Origin of the sequence: Sideroxydans sp. CL21, assembly GCF_902459525.1 — a bacterium.
Lineage (GTDB): Bacteria > Pseudomonadota > Gammaproteobacteria > Burkholderiales > Gallionellaceae > Sideroxyarcus.
The window spans coordinates 2,288,891-2,306,224 of sequence record NZ_LR699166.1 but is presented as its reverse complement, the minus strand read 5'-3'; the positions used below and the strand labels follow the sequence as shown (position 1 = coordinate 2,306,224).

Annotated in this window: 16 protein-coding genes and 1 tRNA gene; 13 read left to right on the top strand and 4 right to left on the bottom strand. The window is 56.7% G+C overall.

Annotation, left to right across the window (positions count from 1 at the left end):
• Positions 1–23: 23 nt before the first annotated feature.
• Positions 24–695: a GspH/FimT family pseudopilin gene (locus QOY30_RS10735; RefSeq protein WP_283744611.1), complete on the bottom strand. Its 672-nt coding sequence runs from the start codon at positions 693–695 to the stop codon at positions 24–26.
• Between the two features lie 485 nt (positions 696–1,180).
• Here QOY30_RS10735 and QOY30_RS10730 point away from each other — a divergent pair, with 485 nt between their 5' ends.
• From QOY30_RS10730 to efp, 8 genes are all read left to right on the top strand, one after another.
• Positions 1,181–2,215: an NAD(P)/FAD-dependent oxidoreductase gene (locus tag QOY30_RS10730; RefSeq protein ID WP_283744610.1), complete on the top strand. Its 1,035-nt coding sequence runs from the start codon at positions 1,181–1,183 to the stop codon at positions 2,213–2,215.
• 45 nt (positions 2,216–2,260) lie between these two features.
• A tRNA-Thr gene (locus QOY30_RS10725) sits at positions 2,261–2,336 on the top strand.
• Positions 2,337–2,377: 41 nt separating this feature from the next.
• The gene (locus QOY30_RS10720; RefSeq protein WP_283744609.1) at positions 2,378–3,559 is read left to right on the top strand and encodes an efflux RND transporter periplasmic adaptor subunit; all 1,182 of its coding nucleotides are present in this window, start codon (positions 2,378–2,380) and stop codon (positions 3,557–3,559) included.
• The gene (locus QOY30_RS10715) at positions 3,556–4,236 is read left to right on the top strand and encodes an ABC transporter ATP-binding protein (RefSeq protein WP_283744608.1); all 681 of its coding nucleotides are present in this window, start codon (positions 3,556–3,558) and stop codon (positions 4,234–4,236) included. Before QOY30_RS10720 ends, QOY30_RS10715 begins: the two co-directional genes overlap by 4 nt.
• Positions 4,233–5,441 carry an ABC transporter permease gene (locus tag QOY30_RS10710; RefSeq protein WP_283744607.1) on the top strand — a complete coding sequence of 403 codons (1,209 nt, stop codon included), beginning with the start codon at positions 4,233–4,235 and terminating at the stop codon, positions 5,439–5,441. The genes QOY30_RS10715 and QOY30_RS10710 overlap by 4 nt, the downstream gene beginning before the upstream one ends.
• A 3-nt stretch (positions 5,442–5,444) precedes the next feature.
• Positions 5,445–6,644, top strand: a complete 1,200-nt coding sequence (locus tag QOY30_RS10705) for an ABC transporter permease (protein ID WP_283744606.1) — start codon at positions 5,445–5,447, stop codon at positions 6,642–6,644.
• On the top strand, positions 6,634–7,773 hold the full coding sequence (earP, locus tag QOY30_RS10700) for an elongation factor P maturation arginine rhamnosyltransferase EarP (RefSeq protein WP_283744605.1): 1,140 nt from the start codon (positions 6,634–6,636) through the stop codon (positions 7,771–7,773). The genes QOY30_RS10705 and earP overlap by 11 nt, the downstream gene beginning before the upstream one ends.
• 91 nt (positions 7,774–7,864) lie before the next feature.
• A complete protein-coding gene (gene efp / locus QOY30_RS10695) occupies positions 7,865–8,422 on the top strand; it encodes an elongation factor P (RefSeq protein ID WP_283744604.1) in 558 nt (185 codons plus the stop codon).
• A gap of 74 nt (positions 8,423–8,496) precedes the next feature.
• Here the strand turns inward: efp and QOY30_RS10690 are convergent, their stop codons facing one another.
• Together QOY30_RS10690 and tfpB are read right to left on the bottom strand one after the other, a co-directional pair.
• Entirely contained in the window at positions 8,497–9,399 is a 903-nt protein-coding gene (locus QOY30_RS10690) for a D-hexose-6-phosphate mutarotase (protein ID WP_283744603.1), read from the bottom strand.
• 35 nt (positions 9,400–9,434) lie between these two features.
• Positions 9,435–11,219 carry a type IV pilus assembly ATPase TfpB gene (gene tfpB / locus QOY30_RS10685; RefSeq protein ID WP_283744602.1) on the bottom strand — a complete coding sequence of 595 codons (1,785 nt, stop codon included), beginning with the start codon at positions 11,217–11,219 and terminating at the stop codon, positions 9,435–9,437.
• Positions 11,220–11,460: 241 nt separating this feature from the next.
• Here tfpB and QOY30_RS10680 point away from each other — a divergent pair, with 241 nt between their 5' ends.
• Entirely contained in the window at positions 11,461–12,417 is a 957-nt protein-coding gene (locus QOY30_RS10680) for an alpha/beta hydrolase family protein (RefSeq protein ID WP_283744601.1), read from the top strand.
• Positions 12,418–12,476: 59 nt separating this feature from the next.
• Positions 12,477–12,815 carry a DUF4156 domain-containing protein gene (locus tag QOY30_RS10675; protein ID WP_283744600.1) on the top strand — a complete coding sequence of 113 codons (339 nt, stop codon included), beginning with the start codon at positions 12,477–12,479 and terminating at the stop codon, positions 12,813–12,815.
• Between the two features lie 164 nt (positions 12,816–12,979).
• Here the strand turns inward: QOY30_RS10675 and QOY30_RS10670 are convergent, their stop codons facing one another.
• Positions 12,980–13,273, bottom strand: a complete 294-nt coding sequence (locus QOY30_RS10670; protein ID WP_283744599.1) for a putative quinol monooxygenase — start codon at positions 13,271–13,273, stop codon at positions 12,980–12,982.
• A 252-nt stretch (positions 13,274–13,525) separates the two neighbouring features.
• On the opposite strand from QOY30_RS10670, the gene QOY30_RS10665 reads away from it, so the two are divergent.
• From QOY30_RS10665 to QOY30_RS10655, 3 genes are all read left to right on the top strand, one after another.
• Positions 13,526–14,101 carry an ANTAR domain-containing response regulator gene (locus QOY30_RS10665; protein WP_283744598.1) on the top strand — a complete coding sequence of 192 codons (576 nt, stop codon included), beginning with the start codon at positions 13,526–13,528 and terminating at the stop codon, positions 14,099–14,101.
• 315 nt (positions 14,102–14,416) lie between these two features.
• Positions 14,417–15,691, top strand: a complete 1,275-nt coding sequence (locus QOY30_RS10660; RefSeq protein WP_283744597.1) for a CmpA/NrtA family ABC transporter substrate-binding protein — start codon at positions 14,417–14,419, stop codon at positions 15,689–15,691.
• Between the two features lie 393 nt (positions 15,692–16,084).
• The gene (locus QOY30_RS10655; RefSeq protein ID WP_283744596.1) at positions 16,085–17,296 is read left to right on the top strand and encodes a nitrate/nitrite transporter; all 1,212 of its coding nucleotides are present in this window, start codon (positions 16,085–16,087) and stop codon (positions 17,294–17,296) included.
• The last annotated feature ends 38 nt before the right edge of the window (positions 17,297–17,334 follow it).

The following is a 17,334-nucleotide window of genomic DNA, read 5'->3' as shown; positions in this document are numbered from 1 at the left end:
TTTTTCCTGAAGTTGTCTGTCGATCACCATGGCACTTTCGTGACCGATGGCCGACCGCTGAAATCAATCGAGATCTGCCTGCACTGGCTGGCACCTTTAACACAAAGCTTGAAGTTTCCCGATGTTATTGCTCCGCCAGGATTGATCATCGCTCCGTATGGATTGAAAGCAAGCCAGTTATTTGGATTGCCGGTAAAGTTCGGCACAATCGATGTCAATGCTCCAGATGTGTCAGGCGTCAGCGTGGGGGCGGTGTACCTGATTATTGTCTCGTTGCCATCGCATTTTCCATTTAAATTTACGTCTATGAATACGATCCGGCCCAGAAATATCCAGTCGTTTGGGGTGGTCGAACATGAGACTGTAGCGGCGCATGAAGTATTCGCTGTCGGGGCATTCGACGGAGGACAGACAATCGCTGGATATTGATTCGAAGAAGCCAGACTGCGGGTAAACATCAGGTCGCTGACCAGATCGTTGGCGGCGGTTGAGGTACGGGCATTTGCAATGAAGTTTGCAAGATTCGGTAGCGCAATGGACATCAAAATGGCTGCAACGGCAATAACAACCAAGACTTCAATCAATGTGAAACCGGCCCCAACATTTGCACTGGACTGAGAGTAAACGTTCAAAGGCAACACGGCCCTGCGACGGTTCTGTGGATGCAGCAACAATGGTGTCGTAATGGTATGCATTATTCTTCTGCTACAGCCCCGGTCCATAATTGGCACAAAGTCTAGCCTTTTCAATCGCTAGGTCAAAAGTATTTACGACAAAAGGCTGCTTTTTGAGGATGGGCGGTTGATGGCAAACACTGTATATGTCACCGATGCTGATTTTTGGCATGAAGTGGTTACAATAGGGCTCAGCATGTTCCGATATCGACCGCCCTCCTAAAGTCAGGAGTAAAGTCCGTCGTTCTGAACGATAGTCTCAAAGTCTTGCTGGCTCACAAGCAAATTTAGGGTTTGTGCAAGCAATCCTCCATCAAGTGAAGTAATACATGTGCGCTCGAAATAGGAATGTTGAGGGGGATAGGGTGACCATGAGCTCGATCAACGAAGTGTCTTTGTCAAATATCAGGCGCTACTTCGGAAAGTTGTGAAATTAAAGCCAGAACAAGACGTAGCTATGGTTGCTGCGATGGTTTCATGCCGTCGGCAATTAAGGAAAAGTGATTTTGAATTCTAAGTTTGTAGTGATCGGTGCAGGGGCGCTGGGGCTGGCTTCGGCAGAAGGTTTGTTGCGGCAAGGTGCAGAAGTGACAGTGCTGGAGCGCGGTTTGGCCGGGCGGGAATCATCCTGGGCAGGCGGTGGAATACTTTCGCCTTTGTGCCTTTGGGACTATCCCGACGAGGTGAACCGGCTGGCGCTGCGCGGCATGGCTCTGTTCGGCGGTTTCGCCGGGGCGCTATACCAAACGACCGGCATTGATCCGGAATATCAACGCAGCGGCATGCTGGTGTTGCCGCCGTCCGATGTTCAGGTTGCGCAGAAATGGTGTGCAGCACATGGCGTGAATATGGAAATGCAAGATGACGGCATGCTTTTGCCGGATATTGCCCAAGTGCGCAATCCGCGTTTGATGCAAGCCTTGCGAGCACGGGTGGAGCAACTTGGCGGACGTATCGTCGAGCAGTGCGAGGTAAAACAGATCGTCGAGGAAGCAGGGCGGGTCAGTCAACTCGTGACGACGCAGGGCAGCTTCAGCGCGGATGCGTACATCGTTACTGCGGGAGCATGGAGCAAAGTGCTGCTGGGCGAACATGCCTTGCAGGCCGATATCAAGCCGATACGGGGACAGATGTTGCTGTTCAAGTTCGATGCGCCGCCCCTGCCGCACATCATGCTGCAAAAAGACCTGTACCTGATTCCGCGCCGTGATGGTCACTTGCTGGTGGGCAGTACGCTGGAAGATGCCGGTTTTGACAAAAGTACGACCGAGGAAGCGCGCACAATGTTGCTGCGGCGTGCGATCGGGCTGCTGCCGGCCTTGCGCGATATGCCTGTCATCCGGCACTGGGCGGGCTTGCGCCCGGGTTCGCCGGACAACATTCCTACCATCGGACGCCATCCGAATTTGCCCAATCTTTACATCAACAGCGGTCATTTCCGTTATGGCATAACCATGTCACCGGCGAGTGTCGAGGTACTGTTGAATGTGATCAATGGAACGCCGCAACCATTCGATGTTGCACCATATCTTTGGCATTAAGCGTTGCCGCAATGAAGGCTCTCCGCTTATAATCCGCGCCGGAACGCCGATGTAGCTCAGTTGGTAGAGCAACGCACTCGTAACGCGTAGGTCACCAGTTCGATTCCGGTCATCGGCACCACCCTCCAGTTCCATCACGGCAGCGAACAGTCAGGAGCAGCAATGACTTTCCCGCAACTTGGCAAGGCTTCTTCCCATTACGCAAAAATCGCACTCATCGTCGTCATCGTCGTCACCCTGATGGGCGGCGTCGCTTACCTCTCGCGCAGCAAACCGATCCCGGTGGTGCTGCAAAAGGTGGAGCGCGGCACGGTGGAGGCGTCGGTCAGCAACACCCGAGCGGGTACGGTGAACGCTTGCCGCCGCGCCAAGATGTCGCCGCCCGCTGGCGGACAGATATCCGGGCTGCTGGTGAAAAAAGGGCAGCGTGTGCGCAAGGGGCAGGTGCTGCTGGAATTATGGGATAACGATCTGCGTGCGCAGGAAAGACTGGCGCAGGAGCAGCTTAAGACTTCGGTGACGCACGTGCAGGAGGTATGTACGCTGGCCGAAGCGGCGCAGCGCGAGGCGGATCGTTCGCAGGAACTGAAGAACAAGGGATTCATTTCCTCGCAGCTATTGGATAAGGCAGTCAGCGATGCCGCATCGCGCAAGGCTTCCTGCGAGGCCGCGCGCGGCGACATCGAACAGAGCAAATCTCGCATCGCGCTGGCCCGGGCCGGGCTGGATCGCATGGTTTTGCGGGCACCGTTCGACGGCGTGGTGGCCGACATCAGCGGCGAACTGGGCGAATACGCCACGCCGTCACCTCCCGGCATTCCGACCTTGCCGGCTATCGATCTGATCGATGACAGTTGCATGTACGTGAGCGCGCCCATCGACGAGGTGGATGCTTCCAAAATAAAGGTCGGGCAGCTTAGCCGCATCACGCTGGATGCGATCAAGGGGCGCACTTTTGGCGGCAAGGTCAGGCGCATCGCACCGTATGTGCTCGATCTGGAGAAACAGGCGCGCACCGTCGAAGTGGAGGTCGAGTTCGACAAGCTTGCCGCGAAAGACAATCTGCTGGTGGGTTACAGCGCCGATGTCGAAATCATCTACGATGTGCGCGACCATGTGCTGCGCATTCCGACCCAGACGCTGATGGAAGGCAACAAAGTGCTGTTGTTCGGCGGCAACGGTGTACTGGAAGCGCGCAAGGTTACGACCGGATTGTCCAGTTGGGAATATGTCGAGGTAACCTCCGGCCTGGAGGAAGGCGACAGGATCGTGTCCTCGCTGGATCGGGAGGGAGTCAAAGCCGGGGCGCGCGTCGTGCCGGAAGCAGCCAAGCGCGCGATATGATCGAGTTGCAGAATGTCTGCCGCACCTTCACCGTAGGCGACCAGCAAGTCGCCGCGCTGCGCGACATCAACCTGCGCCTGGATGCCAGCGAATACGTATCCATCATGGGGCCGTCCGGCTCCGGCAAATCTACCCTGCTCAACCTGCTGGGACTGCTCGACCGGCCAACTTCCGGCACTTATCTGCTGGATGAAGGCAACGTCACCGACTTGAGCGACGAGCAGCAGGCGAACGTGCGCCGCGACAAGATCGGCTTCGTGTTCCAGTCGTTCCATCTGGTACCGCGACTCACTGCAGCGCAGAACGTCGAGTTGCCGATGATCCTGGCAGGCGTTCCGGCCGAGGAGCGCAAGGCACGCGTACAGGTGTTGATGCAGAATTACGGCCTGTCGGAGCGCGCCGATCACCGGCCCGACCAACTCTCGGGCGGTCAACGCCAGCGCGTTGCTATCGCGCGAGCCACCGTGATGAACCCGACCGTGCTGTTGGCCGACGAACCCACCGGCAATCTGGATCGCACTACCGGCTGGGATGTGCTCAAGCTGCTGGAAGGTTTGATGGATCGGGGCATCACCCTTGTAGTAGTGACCCACGACGCCGAGATCGGTGCGCGGGCCAGGCGCCAGATACATATGCTCGACGGGCGCATCATTTCCGACAACCCGCAGGCAAAATGAAACTCGCCGACACGATCCAGTTCGCCTCCGGCAGCCTGCGCGGCAGCCCGACACGCACGCTGCTCATGATCCTGGCGATGGCCATCGGTGTTGCGGCGGTGGTAGTACTCACCGCGTTGGGTGAGGGCGCTCGACTCTACGTGGTCAACCAATTCGCTTCGCTCGGCACCAACCTCGTGATCGTCCTGCCCGGGCGTACCGAAACGGCAGGTATCGGCCCCGGCATGCTGCTGGGGCAGATTCCGCGCGAGATCACTCTGGACGATGCCGAAGCGCTCCTGCGCAGCCGCGGCGTGAGGCGCATCGCGCCGCTGACCGTCGGTTCCGCCACGCTGTCGCACGGTGCGCTGAATCGCGAGGTCGTCGTGTTGGGTTCCACATCCGACCTGCTGGCAGTGAGGCACATGAGCATCGGTATCGGCCGCTTCCTGCCGCCGGGCGACATGCATGACAGCGCTTCGGTATGCGTGCTGGGCAGCCAGATGAAGCGCGAACTGTTCGGCAACGAGCAGGCAGTGGGACAGTGGGTGCGCCTCGGTGACCGGCGCTTTCGCGTGATCGGCATCCTGGCTTCACAGGGCGAATCCATGGGTATGCGCACCGACGAGTTGGTCATCGTGCCGGTCGCGTCTGCACACCTGTTGTTCAATACTTCCGGCCTGTTCCGCATCCTCGTCGAGGCCAAGAACCGCGACAGCATCGAGGACGTCAAACACGACGCGGAACAGATCATGTTCCAGCGCCACGGCGGCGAAAAGGACGTGACCGTCATCACGCAGGATGCCGTACTGGCCACCTTTGACCGCATCCTCACCGCGCTCACCATGGCAGTGGGCGGCATCGCCGCCATCAGCCTTGCCGTGGCCGGCGTGCTGATCATGAACGTGATGCTCATTGCAGTGGCGCAGCGCGTCAAGGAGATCGGCCTGCTCAAGGCGCTGGGTGCGCCGCCCGCACAGATACGCGCCTTGTTCTTTGCCGAAGCGGCGCTGCTGTCCGGCATCGGCAGCGTGGCCGGGCTGGTGCTGGGCTATGCGGGAAGCATGGTTATCGGGCAGATATATCCCATCCTGCCGGTGAGCCCGCCTTGGTGGGCGGTGGTCGCCGCCTGCGGTACTGCACTTGGGACCGGCATCCTGTTCAGCGTGTGGCCGGCGCGGCGCGCGGCGCAGCTGGATCCAGTTGCGGCACTCGCCGGGAGATAAGCGATGTACTTCCGCGACTTTTTGACACTCACTACTTCCAGTTTCCTCACTTCAAGGATGCGCAGCTTTCTCACGGGACTGGGCATTGCCATCGGCATTGCGGCGGTCATTCTGCTTACCTCCATCGGGGACGGCCTGCATCAATTCGTGCTGGCTGAATTTTCCGAATTTGGTACCAACATCATCACGATACAGCCGGGCAAGACGCAGACGCAGGGCGGCAATGTCGGCGTCATCGGCTCGGTCAGGGCCTTGTCGCTGGACGACGCCGATGCGTTGCGCCACTTGCCCTACGTCGAGAACGTCAATCCCGGATTGATGGGCAACGCGGATATGCGTGCCAACGGCAAGACACGGCGCGCCACCGTATTCGGTGAAGGGCACGATTTTGCCAAGGCGTTCACGATGAAGCTGGAGAGCGGCACGTTCTGGCCCGACGAGGATAGCGAGCAGGCGCGGGCGATGGTCGTAATCGGCACGAAAGTGCGGCAGGAGCTCTTTGCCGGGCAGAACCCGTTGGGCAGCTACCTGCGCATCGGCGGGCAACGCTACCGCGTGATCGGCGTGATGGAACCGAAGGGACAGATACTCGGCATGGACATGGATGATGCCGTGTTCATTCCCGCCGCCCGTGCGATGGAGCTTTTCAACCGTCCGGGCCTGATGGAGATCAACGTGAGTTATCGCGCCAGCGCCGATGTGAACACAGTGACGCGCCTCATCACCGAGCGTCTGAAAGAAAAACATGGGCGCGAAGACTTCACCACCATTTCGCAGGAGCAGGCGCTCGAGGTATTGAGCTCCGTGTTGAACGTTCTCACCTTCGCCGTAGGCGCACTGGGCGGCATCTCGTTGTTGGTGGGCGCCGTCGGCATCCTCACCATCATGACCATGGCCGTCACCGAACGCACCGCTGAGATCGGCTTGCTGCGGGCGCTGGGGGCGCAAGAAAAACAGGTGCTCATGCTGTTCCTGGGTGAAGCCATCATGCTCTCGGCCATGGGCGGCGTGATGGGACTGGTCATCGGCATCGGCATCGCGCAGGGGCTGCATCTGCTGGTTCCGGCGCTGCCGGTGCACACGCCTTGGCTGTTCGCGGTGCTGGCCGAGCTGACCGCGGTCAGTATTGGCCTAGTCGCTGGTGTCGCTCCGGCGTTGCGCGCGGCGCGGCTCGATCCGGTGGAGGCGTTGCATGCGGAGTGAGTCATGCGACATCTTCTGCACAGTGGTCGATAACTACGGCGACATCGGCGTGTGCTGGCGTTTGGCGCGGCAGCTGTCCAATGAGCACGGCCTGACAGTGCGACTGTGGGTGGACGATCTGCGCAGTTTCGGCAAGTTGTGTCCTGAGTTGGATATGGGGCTAGACGAGCAGCGTTGTCGCGGGGTGCAGTTGCGACACTGGACTTCCGATTTCCCCGCTGTCGAACCAGCCGATCTGGTGATCGAAGCATTTGCCTGCCGCTTGCCGCAAACCTATATAGAAGCAATGTCAGCGCGAGATCCCAAGCCGGTTTGGTTGAATCTGGAATACCTCTCTGCGGAAGACTGGGTGGAGGGGTGTCACAAGCTACCTTCGCCACATCCGACATTGCCATTGATCAAATATTTCTTCTTCCCCGGCTTTACCGAGAAGACCGGCGGTCTGCTTTTGGAACGCGATCTGCTGGCGCGACGCGACGCGTTCCAGTCCGATGCCGGGATGCAGCAGCGCTACTGGCGCAGCCTGGGCGTGCCGCAGCGCGTTGAAGGCGAGTTGCGAGTGTCCATGTTCAGCTATGAGAACGAGGCGATGGAAGCGTTGCTGGATTGCTGGGAAGAGGGGGATAAGCTCGTTACCTGTCTGCTACCGGAAGGTCGTTCCTTGCCGCAGGTGGCGGCCTACTTCGGGATGCAGGCCGGCAAGGCGGGCGACATTTGGCAACGCGGCAATCTGAGAGTGCATGTGCTGCCCTTCGTCGAGCAGGAGCGCTACGATGAACTGTTGTGGGCTTGCGATGTCAATTTTGTGCGCGGCGAGGATTCGTGCGTGCGTGCTCAATGGGCGGCCAAGTCGTTCATTTGGCAGATTTATCCGCAGCACGACGGGGTGCATCTGGTAAAACTGGAAGCCTTGCGGTTGCGCTATACGGTGGGTTTGCCGCCCGCAGCTGCACAGGCGGTGAAGGATTTGTGGCTGGCGTGGAACGGTGGACAGGGAATTGCCGGGGCCTGGTTGCAGTTCGTGCAGCAGCGCAAGACCTTGGCTGCGCATGGCGTCGTTTGGGCGCAGCGACTGGCGGGAAATAACATTTCATTGAATTTACTGGATTTTTTCCGTGACGCTCATTAACTCGGGTATTCCACAAATTTGCACGGTCATCTCGCATATTTGCCGGATATTCGGGTAAAATCCGCGCCTTGAATTTTGAGGGGCAGTAAACATGAAAACAGCACAAGAGCTACGCGCCGGTAACGTGATCAATGTAAGCGGCGAACCCATGGTAATCCTTAAGGCCGAATACAGTCGCTCGGGCCGTAACGGTTCCGTGGTGAAGATGAAGATGAAAAACCTGTTGACCGATTCCGCCAAGGAGTGGGTCTATGCAGCGGACGACAAGTTCGACCAGATCATCCTGGATCGCAAGGAAGTGACCTATTCTTATTTTGCCGATCCGATGTATGTGTTCATGGATGGTGAGTACAACCAGTACGAAATCGAAGCCGAATGCATGGGCGATGCGCTCAACTACATCGAGGACGGTATGCCTTGCGAAGTGGTGTTCTACAACGACAAGGCGATCTCGGTAGAGTTGCCCAATACCATCGTGCGCGAAGTGATCTACACCGAGCCGGCCGTGCGCGGCGACACTTCAGGCAAGGTGATGAAGCCGGCCAAACTCAACACCGGTTTTGAGTTGCCCGTATCTGCATTCATTGAGATCGGCGACAAGATCGAAATCGACACTCGCACCAACGAGTTCAGAAAACGCGCGAACTGAGTCCGGTTTGCCGATGCAATAAATTAAAGAGCCGCTGTGTAGCGGCTCTTTTGTTTTGAGACTTGCAGCCGAACCTACAGCTTCTCGACGCTGTATACCGCTACCAGTTTGTGCGTTGCGCCCGGTGCAAGGGTAACGATGTTCTCCATCGCGTTGCCGCTTTCAACGCACACCATGCCGCGATGTCCATTCTCGCCGAAATCGCCCATCTTGTCGGCCTTTTCGGTCCACGGGTTCCATACGACGGTACTCATGCTGTCTTGCTTTGCGATGCGGATAGCACGCTTCAGGCCTTTATCCTCGATCACGCAATCCGCAGCGGTATTGATGTACACGCGATCCACTTCGCTCTCGATGACGATGCCGTCCTTCTGCGTGCAGTGCGCAAAGTTCTGCACCTTGTCCAGATAGGCGCAATTATCCAGACCGCGGATGGTCGTTTTCGCGACATCGCTGATATGGAAATAGGTGTGCAACGCTTCGCCTAGTTCGAACGCTTTTGTATCCGTATTGGTTGTGATCAGCTCCACGCGCAGGGCTTTTCCGACGGTGACTGCAAGTTGCACTGTGGAAGCGTGGGGCCATTGCGCACGGGTGGTTTCACTTTCGATGAGACCAAAACGCAGGAAAGTCGAGCCGTCCGGCAAGGCTTTTGTTTCCAATACTTCCCACGGTACTGTGCGGGCAAATCCGTGTCCGGGCAATTTGCTGTCGGATTTGTGCGGGCCGAACCAGGGCCAGCAGATCGGTACACCGCCACGGATGGATTTCCCGGGTGCGAACTTGGCATAGGGTGACAGCCAGATCACAGGTTCCTCGCCGCGCGGCTGGAAGGTGGCGATATGCGCACCCTGCAATACGATGTTGGCGAGCGCGTGCTGGTTGGCGACTTCGGCAACGATCATGCCCGCGGCGATCTCCTTGAACTGCACGTGGTTGCCGATGGCGAAACGCTGGTTGAGTTCAGCTAGTGTCATTAGTTGTTCCTTTTTTCTTAAATGAATGATTTCGATCAATCTGCGGGCGGGGCAACTTTCAGTACTTCTTCCAAAGTGGTGAGTCCGGCCGCGACTTTTTGTGCACCCGAGATGCGCAGCGGTTTCATGCCCTCGCGGTTGGCCTGGTCGCGCAACGCGGCAATGTCAGTCTCCTTGCTGATGATTCTGCGCAATGCGGGCGACATGAGCAGTATCTCATAGATGCCGATGCGTCCGGAATAGCCGGTCTTGCGGCATTCCAGACAACCTTGAGGAGTTTGCAATTGGGCCGGCCTGGCGGCTTTCCAGGGGGCGACCAGATGATCCCACACATCGTTATCGTTTTCGGGCATGGGTATCGGTTGCTTGCAATGCGGGCACAGCGTACGCACAAGACGCTGCGCCATGATGCCAAGCAGGGTCGCGTTGATCAGGTAGTACGGCACGCCAAGATCGAGCAGGCGGGTGATGGCGGACGGCGCGTCGTTGGTGTGCAAAGTGGAGAGCACCAGGTGGCCGGTCAGCGCAGCCTGGATCGCCATCTCGGCGGTCTCCAGATCGCGTATCTCGCCCACCATGATGATATCCGGATCCTGCCGCATCAGCGCGCGCACGCCTTCGGCAAAAGTCAGGTCAAGTCCCGTCTGTATCTGCATCTGGTTGAACGCGGGCTCAACCATTTCGATGGGGTCTTCCAGTGTGCACACGTTCACCTCGGGAGTCGCCAGATGCTTGAGCGTGGAATACAGCGTGGTGGTCTTGCCCGAGCCGGTGGGACCGGTGACGAGGATGATGCCGTTGGGTTGCGAGGTCATGTATTGCCAGCGCGCACGGTCGTCGTCGGAAAAGCCGAGTTCGGAGAAATCGCGCAGCAGCACTTCCGGGTCGAAGATACGCATCACCAGCTTCTCGCCGAATGCGGTGGGCAGGGTGGAGAGCCGAAGCTCTATCTCCTGTCCGTCCTCGGTTCGCGTCTTGACTCGCCCATCCTGTGGCCGCCGTTTCTCCATCAAGTCCATGCGTCCCAGCAGTTTGATGCGGCTGGTCATCGCGGTGACTACGGACATCGGGAGTTGATGCACTTGATGCAGAACTCCATCAATGCGGAAGCGCACGATGCCGACATCGCGGCGCGGTTCGATATGGATATCCGATGCGCGCTGATCGAATGCGTATTGCCACAACCAGTCCACGATGTGGACGATGTGCTGATCGTTGGCATCGAACTGTTTGTTGGTCTTGCCGAGCTCAACCAGTTGTTCGAACGAGGCAGGGCTGGACGCATTGGGTGTGGCCCTGGTTGCGCTCTTCACCGAACGGGCAAGATTATAGAATTCGACCAGGTAGCGATTGATGTCCGCGGGCGAAGAAATGACGCGGCGGATATTCTTGCGCGAGGTGTGTTTGAGAGTACTCTCCCAGTCGCGCAGGTACGGCTCGGCAGTTGCCACGATCAGGTCGCCGCCTTCGATACGGAGCGGCATGATGGCGAAGCGGTTCGCATAATCGATCGACATCAGGTCGGTCAGGTCGGAGAAGTCGATCTTCAGCGGGTCGATGTGGAAGTATTCCATGCCAACATGTTTTGCCAACCATTCGGTCAGGGCATCGAGTGTCAGGATACGGTGCGGTGATTTTTGCGATTTCCAGTGCTTATCCGAAATGACTGCCAGCGGATGCACGTCTTGCCGATGGAGGCGGCGTTCGGCGATGAGGGTTTCAGCTTCGGCTTTTCCAACCATGCCGTCGACAATCATCATATCCAGCACTTCGGCCAGTTTCAGTTTATGTTCCGGAACATCTTGCGCAGCCATATTCATGCCTTGATTGAGGTTTTGCGGACTATACCGTTATCGGGCGGGGGCTTCAATCAACTTGGAATATAGGCGGAACGCCTTGCCACCGAACGAACTATAGATGCTCGCCGGGGTATGAATTGCGACCAGGCCTTTACTCATGATAGCTTTTGGATCGGTACGCCGTGAAAGATCAGAAGCATCAATGGAAAGTCGGATATGTCATTATCAGTGAACGCAATAATTGAATAGTCCCCGGAATGCCATGCAGAATGTGCAAGTTACCCCTGTCACGCTGATCGCGACTGATGGCTACAAACTTGCAGCCCATCATTGGACGCATACGACCTTGCCAATCAGGGCTATCGTCGTTATTAATCCTGCAACCGCAGTCAAGGCATCCTACTATCACAGATATGCACAATTCTTGGCCACTAACGGGATGTCGGTACTGACTTTCGATTATCGTGGGATAGGGAAATCGCGCAGAGGAAGCTTGCGCGAATTCAAGAATATTTCGAAGCTGGACTGGGGGCGGCTGGATTGCGATGCTGCGCTGCAATGGGCCCGCAACAACCACATCGATACACCTGTCCATGTGGTGGCACATAGCATCGGCGGCTTGTTGGTGGGACTGGCAAAAAACAATACCTGCGTCGAGCGCTGCGTTACCGTGGGTGCACAGTATGCGTATTGGCGGGACTATGAACGAGGCAAAAGACTGTCCATGTGGCTGCGTTGGCACATATTGATGCCTGTTCTGACAACGCTGTTCGGCTATTTCCCGGCAAAGGCACTGGGCTGGCACGAAGACCTTCCCGCGGCGGCGGCATACGAATGGGCGTTCCGGCCGGCCAGACTTGAAGAGTCCTATCTGAAAATGACCGAATCTGCCCCCGATGCGCTTGCCCATTTTTCGGGAATGACCGGGGACATACTTGCCATTGGAATGACTGACGATCCCTTTGGTACACCGGCCGCGCTTGATCGCCTGCTTGCCTATTTCACGAGCAGCCGACGCGTGCATGTGCGCATCTCACCCGAATCCATCGGCGAAGAAAGTATCGGGCATTTTGCGTTCTTCCACGATCGTTTCAAGACAACGTTGTGGCAACAATCTTTGGACTGGCTGATTTCCGGGAACATTCCCGAAAGTGCAGTTTCATCGATAATTACTCCTGCAATTCATTCCAGTACCCAAGTGCCCGCAGATGGCAGATGATGTGGATATAAAGTACACTGAATAAACGATACAGCTTGCCAAACAAACCAGGAGGCATCATGCGATTTACAAAAGGAATGCTATTAACCGCCGCCATCGTTCCGCTGGTTGCCGGATTGAGTGGATGCGCCAGCAGCTTTATCGAAGTAAAAAAAGGGACGGAACGAGTCTCGGTAGCAGATGCCAACCAGATCGCTGCATGCCAATCCAAAGGCAAGATCACCGTCAGCGTTCTTGCCAAGGTCGGATTTATCACTCGCAGTGCTGACGACGTGGAAGCCAACCTCCTGCAGATGGCACGCAACAATGCGGTCGATGCGGGTGCCGATACGGTCGTGAAGGGTGAGTCGCAGGAATTCGGCAAGCGCACTTTCGATATGTACAAATGCAGGCCCTGATCGGATCGTGAAAGCGGGGTAGAGCAGCCCCGGTTGAAATCGGGGCTGCTCCACCTGTTTTTTGCTCAGGCACCAGAGCGCGGGTTTGTTCCAATGACTGTTCATGAGCAGTCTTGCCAGTTTGTCTTCAGGCTATGCTCCATCGTAACAAGATGGATACGTTTTCAGCCTTCGATCGTTTCGTAAGTCTCGACCTCGCGGGACTCCAGGTAGTGAATGGCGTAGCCGAGTACATGAGTCCGGAAATACTCGGTGGCCTTATGATCTTCGTACGCCTGTGCATCGGTGTACTGTTCGTACAGGAAGAACTTCGCGGGATCCCGGGATGAAACCTGGGCTTGATAGAACAAGTTCCCCGGCTCGTTCCGTGACAGCGGCGTCACCAGTCTGATGACTTCGCGAATTCTCTCCTCTTCCCCAGGCTTTGCCTTCCAGGTTGCCGCGACCACGAATGCCATGACGTATTCCTTTCTCTGATTCAGACAATTCAACAGCTATTGTGCTCGATAGAGCCAATGGCCAAGGATTCCTGATAGCCGGTTTTGTTCTTTATGTTCATGCGATCCTGTCTTGTTGGCCGCACCAATACATTGCGTGGTGCACATTGCCAGTGCACGAGGAATGGCGATTTCCGGTGAACTCCTTTAAAACCATGTACTCACATCTTGGCTCGCTTATTGCTGCCTTTTATCGCAAATAGGGAGATCAAGTTGAAACGAATCCTAATCATAGACGATGTCAGGGATCGGGCGGCGTGGTTGAAGGCCAGTCTTGAGCTGGCTGAATTCGCCGTCGTCGGGATTCTGGCCTGGGAGCAAGTGGACGAGAGCGCGATACAAGCCGCCGCAGCGGATGTGATCATCGTGGATGCCAATGCGCCCGGGAGGGACACGCTTGAGCAGATCAGCCTGATGTCCACCACGCTGGAAAAGCCGGTGGTCGTGTTGAGTGCCAGGAACGACCAGCAGAGTATCCAGGAAGCGATGCGCGCCGGTGTCAGCGCCTATGTGGCGCATACGATACAGAGCGAAGATCTGAGCAGCATCATACATGTGGCCGCTGCCCGCTTTCTGGAACACAAGCGCTTGCGGGATGAGCTGAAGGAAGCGAAAAGCCAGCTGACCGAGCGCAAGCTGGTGGACCGGGCCAAGGGGATCCTGATGGCCGATTACGGTTACAGCGAGCCCGAGGCCTACAAGCGGATGCGCAACATGGCGATGAGCAAGGGTAAGCGCATGGCGGAAATCGCCGAGGCGATCATTTTCGCCAAGGAACTGAGTGCTTGAAAATTCTGTTCCTGATCTTTGCTAGATCTGTGTATTAGAACCGATTGCTACGTGCCCTGATGGAATATCGTGCGGAACTTCGATACATACCATCCTGTGGATCAATCAAAAACGTTCGCACGCTTGACGGTTGGCATGACAGTTGCGAGGAGTGGGATATCAAGAAGTCGACGGTGGTTCGGAGAATCGGCGATCAAGGGCAAAGGCGTCCCGCTACGGGTGGCAAAGTTGGATGCCTTTATCGTTTTCGGGCCATGGATTCAAATATAGAGGTGGGTGATGGACTGGACAAAGAAGGTAATTGGCGGAAATGACATGACAGTTGCATCGAATGTGCATGTTCCCGAAAAGACAGGCCGGCAGGAATTGGCGAAAGAATCGGGAGCGGATTCAGATGCAGCGGGAGTCACGGGCGAGGAGCCGATGGGAACGCGGTCATCCGCATGGATTGCCGGCTCGGATGCGCCCGAATTGAATGAAGTCAAAATCGGTTTTATTCCGCTCACCGATTGTGCGTCGGTGGTGATCGCCTCGGTGATGAAATTCGACGAGAAATACGGCATCAAGATCGCTCTTTCCAAAGAGGCGTCGTGGGCGGCGGTGCGCGACAAGCTGGTCAGCGGCGAACTGCACGCCGCCCAAGTGCTGTACGGACTGGTGTACGGCGTGCACCTTGGCATAGGCGGACTCAAGAAGGACATGGCGGTGTTGATGAGCATCAACAACAACGGCCAGGGCATCACGCTTTCCAACAGGCTGCGAGACAAAGGCGTGACCACGGGGGAATCGCTGAAGATGCTCATCGGTACGGATAAGCGCGACTATACCTTTGCGCAGACCTTTCCGACTGGGACACACGCCATGTGGCTTTACTACTGGCTGGCCAATTACGGCATCGACCCGTTCAGGGATGTAAAGAATATCGTCGTGCCGCCGCCGCAAATGGTGGCCAACATGCGGGTCGGCAACATGGATGGATTCTGTGTCGGCGAACCCTGGAATAACCGCGCCATCGCCGACAAGATCGGATTTTCGGTGGCGACGAGCCAGGATATCTGGAAAGACCATCCGGAAAAAGTCCTGGGCACCACCGCGGAGTTTGCCCATCAATATCCAAACACCGCGCGGGCTTTGATCATGGCCGTGCTGGAGGCCTCCAGGTACATAGATGTCATGGCCAACCGCCGGACAGTCGCGGAGATCATCGCCGACAAGTCCTATATCAACTGCCCGGTCGATATTATCAATCAACGTATGGAAGGTCACTACGAGGACGGTCTCGGCAAGAAATGGGACGACCCGAATTACATGAAATTCCATAACGAAGGTGCGGTCAACTTCCCCTATCTGTCCGATGGCATGTGGTTCCTCACGCAGCACAGGCGCTGGGGCCTGCTCAAGGAAGATCCGGATTATCTGGCGGTCGCCAAACAGATCAACAAGATCGGGCTGTATATGCAGGCCGCGGCGCAAGTCAAAGTGCCGGTCCCCGGGGATGTCCTGCGTACTTCAAAGCTGATAGATGGAACAGTATGGGATGGCAAAGACCCCGGGAAATATGCAGCCAGCTTCAAGGTGAGGGCGGGATGAGCGGTCCCGCGCAAATCTCAGCTGAAATCCTCATTAGCGTGCACAGAACCGGGGAAACGCACCAAAAGATTGCGGCCCGAGTAGCGCCAGATCTGAATAAGCAATCCTGATCATTACGAATCCCCCTGAATCTATTGGGTGCGGATCTCAATGCCGGTCCTTGGCACAAGTATTGCTGCGTAATCCTATAACCGGATCAATGACGATCTGACTAAAGTTCAAATGGACAAAGGCGTCCCACTGCGCAACCGCGCAGTTGGACGCCTTTTTCATTTGCCGCTTTGTTACAGCTTTTATCTCTTTCAGGAACGGTGTGGTGTTTGATTCGACCATCGCGCAGGGCTTGGTCGATGGACCTGGAATTTACGCGTAATGTTATCAAGGAGAATCGAAATGGCATCAGGATTTTGGCAGGCAGGACACAGGCCGACATTGTTTGCGGCATTCTTGTATTTTGATTTGAGTTTCATGGTGTGGGTAATACTCGGCCCGCTGGGTGTTCAAATCGCCAACGACCTCGGACTCTCGGCGGCACAAAAAGGCCTTATGGTGGCGACACCGGTATTGTCGGGAGCGTTGTTGCGCATTGTCTTGGGCATGCTGGTGGATCACCTCAAACCCAAGCTGGCCGGAGCCATCGGCCAAGTAATCGTGATTGCGGCGCTGGCGATTGCATGGTTCCTGGGGGTACATGACTTCCAACAAGTACTGGTGCTGGGTGTGATGCTGGGCGTTGCAGGCGCGTCGTTCGCGGTAGCTTTGCCTCTGGCTTCGCGCTGGTATCCTCCTGAACATCAGGGCACCGCGCTTGGCATCGCCGGGGCCGGGAATTCAGGCACCGTATTGGCTGCCTTGTTTGCCCCGCTGTTGGCAACATATTACGGGTGGCAGAATGTGCTTGGCATGGCCGCAATACCATTGACGGTCGTGTTTTTCGTTTACTTGGCCATGGCAAAAAACAGTCCGAACTGTCCGCCGGCGAAATCGGTCGGGGATTATTTCGCTACGCTGAAAGATAAAGATGCCTGGTGGTTCATGTTCTTCTATAGCGTGACGTTCGGCGGATTTGTGGGACTGGCTGCATCGTTGACGATCTATTTCAATTCACAGTATGGATTAAGTCCCGTGATTGCGGGTTACTTCACCGCGGCCTGCGTATTCGCGGGATCCATGGTTCGCCCGATCGGCGGCATGGTGGCCGACAGGATCGGCGGCATTCGCTCCTTGACCACCATGTATTTGTTGGCGGCCGTCTTTCTGGCGATCGTGAGCGTGGGATTGCCGCAGGCATGGATGGCACTCGTGGTTTTTATCGCAGCGATGCTAGCACTCGGCATGGGCAACGGCGCGGTGTTCCAGCTTGTGCCGCAACGTTTCCACAAGGAAATCGGCGTAATGACCGGACTGGTCGGCATGGCAGGCGGCATCGGCGGGTTCTATCTGGCATCGAGTCTGGGTTATGCCAAGCAACTGACCGGCAACTACCAGTACGGTTTCCTGATATTTTCCGGTCTGGCTCTGCTGGCCCTGGCCGGGCTTTCCAGCGTCAAGACTCGCTGGCGTACCACATGGGGGGCATCACATTTGACTGCCGCGAAAATCTGATTGAAATCAGGTTGCCTTCAGATGCTCCGGGGGTGATT